General features: G+C 69.0%; 2 protein-coding genes. Both read right to left on the bottom strand.

Going from position 1 to position 2,640, the window contains the following annotated elements; genetic code table 11:
* Window positions 1-127: 127 nt before the first annotated feature.
* Complete coding sequence (gene istB, locus ACYVID_RS18090) at window positions 128-901, bottom strand: IS21-like element helper ATPase IstB (RefSeq protein WP_460739456.1); 774 nt, start codon at window positions 899-901, stop codon at window positions 128-130.
* The gene (gene istA, locus ACYVID_RS18095; protein ID WP_460739458.1) at window positions 898-2,445 is read right to left on the bottom strand and encodes an IS21 family transposase; all 1,548 of its coding nucleotides are present in this window, start codon (window positions 2,443-2,445) and stop codon (window positions 898-900) included. Before istA ends, istB begins: the two co-directional genes overlap by 4 nt.
* Window positions 2,446-2,640 lie beyond the last annotated feature (195 nt).

Consider the following 2,640-nt stretch of genomic DNA (forward strand, 5'->3'; position numbering starts at 1 on the left):
TGTCAAGGGACAGTAGGAACTGCCCAGTGGCGGACATAAGACCTGCCCGCTGACGGTCACGAGAACTGCCCGGTGGTGGCCATGGGATCTGCCCAAAGGGGGCGGCGGCCACCACCGACCAGGTCGGTCAGCTCAAGGGGCTCACCCCTTGGCCGGCGAGTGCTTGGGTGAGCCGGATGCTGTCGCCGCTGGTCTGGCAGACGTGGGCGTGGTGCAGGAGTCGGTCGACGGTAGCGGTGGCCAGCGTCTTGGGCATGAGCTCGTCGAACCCGGACGGGTGCAGGTTCGAGCTGATCGCGACCGACCGCTTCTCATACGCGGCGTCCACGAGCCGGTAGAGCCCCTCGGCAGCGTCGGCGGCGACTGGCAAGAGCCCGATGTCGTCGACGATGACCAGGTCGGCTCGTAGGACCCGGGCGATGGCCTTGGTCACGGTGTCGTCGGCACGGTGCCGGCGCAGCAGCACGCCGAGGTCTTCCAGGGTGAACCAGGCGACCTTCAAGCCCTGCTCGACCGCTTGCTGGCCGAGCGCCTCCAGTAAGAACGTCTTCCCGGTCCCCGACGGTCCGCACACGACCAGGTTCTCCCGACGATGGACCCACTCCAGGGTCCGGAGCGCCTGCTGGGTCGGGGCCGGGATCGAGGATGCCTCGGGCTTCCAGGTTTCGAACGTCTTCCCGGTCGGGAACCCCGCAGCCGCTCGGCGGGTCGCCAGTGCGGAGCGTTCCCGGCCGGCGACTTCCTCGGCGAACAGCGCCTTGAGCACTTCGGCCGGCTCCCAGCGTTGCGCCTTCGCGGTCGCGATGACCTCGGGGGCGTGTCGGCGGATGTGCGGTAACCGCAGCCGGCGCAGCAGGTCCTCCAGGTCTGCGGACAACGGCGGTGCTGAAACCGTCTTCATGCGATCACCTCGCCGCTGTCGCTCGACGTGGCGGCCTGCCCGAGTCGGGCCCAGGCGCTGGTGCCCTGGGTCAGGGACGAGTCCTCGCTGGCACGATGCTCACCGGTCTTCGGTGCTCGGGCTCCCCGTCCGTGGTGGTGGTCGAGGATCGAGGACAGGTCGGCTTCGGCGAACCGGCCGTGGACCGCGGCGTGACCCAGTGCCCAGTCGACCTCGACGGGGTCGAACAGCTTGGCCAACGCCAGGGCCTCGCTGATCTTGACGCGCATCCGCGGGGTCCCCGCAGCAGCGGCCTCGACCAGCCACAACCTCGCGCCCTCGCCCAGGTCGAGGAACTCGGCCTCGGCAGCGTTCTTCGCCCGCGGCCGCCGGTCCAGCGGCCCGGACGGGTGGGGCGGGAAGTGGGCGTCGTCGATCTGCGGCGTGCCCGGAGTCGCGCGTGCGTGGCGGGCGACCTCGACCGGCCCGTCGGTGCCGGCGTGGACGAGGATCACCTGCTCATCGGCACCGACACCGTGGGTCCGCACCCACACGGTCTGACCGAGCAGCTGGTGCGGGACGGAGTACTGGCCGGACTCGAAGGTCACCATCGGCGTGTTGACCGGCACCACACGGGTGACCCCGAACGCGACCGTGTGCGGGGTCCTTGCGACGGGGTGCAACCGGGCCTGTTCTTCGGCGAGCATCTCGACCGGCGGTCGCTTCGTGAGCCGATGGGCACGGGTGTTGACCTTCTCGCAGAACGCCACGCAGGCGGCCTCGAGCTCGGCAAAGCTGCCGTACTCACCCAGCAGGTTGGTGTCTCTCGGCACCAGGTCGGCCTTGCTGATCTTCACCGACGACTCGGTCCCGCCCTTCGATGCCGGGTCAGCCGGGACGCAGGTGTGCACGGTCACCGAATAGTGCTCGGCGAACGCCACCAACTGCGGGTTCCTCACCGGGATCCCGGCGATGTGCTCGACCGTGACGGTCTTCTCGTTGTCGGTCAGCACGTAGGTCGGCACCCCACCCAACCGCCGAAAGGTGACATCAAGCGCGGCGAACACGCTGGGCATCGTCTTGTCCCGCAACGGAAGGACGACCCGGAACCTCGACCAGGCCAGCCACGCCACGAACAACACCGTCTTGACCCCGTCGATGACCGGGCCGTCGCCGTAGTCGTACTGCAGCCACATCCCCGGCTCAGTGACCCAGGGCCGGTGCACCCGCACCCGGCCCGCGCGGTAGGCGGCCTTCACGGTCGCGACGGCACGACGGGTCGTGCGCTCGGACCCGGCATACCCGAGTGCGACGAGCTTGTCGTGGGCCACGTCGGCACGGACCTTGCCCTTGGACCGCTCGACCCACTCCTCGACCTTCGGCAGGTACGCATCGATCAACATCGGCCGCTGCGCGGCCTGGTCCAGCTCACCGGCGGCGGAACGTCGATCGACGTAGCGCTTCACGGTGTGGTGCGAGCAGCCGGCCAACTCACCGGCATCGCGCAACGACCCGGTCAGGTCGTAGGCATTCAGGATTTCCATGATCTCCTCGGCAGACTTCAACTCATCCCTTCCTCGGGAGCGATCGGGCGCTTCAGCACCGCTCATCGCACCCGAGGAAGGGGCCTCAACCGCGGACCGCGGCAAGGCAGACGACGTCGTGTCGGGCAGATCCCATGGCCGTCAGTGGGCAGTTCTCATGACCGCCAGCGGGCAGCTTCGTGGCCGTCTCCGGGCAGTTTCTCGCGGCCGCCGACA

This window comes from Nocardioides ginkgobilobae, from assembly GCF_054781275.1.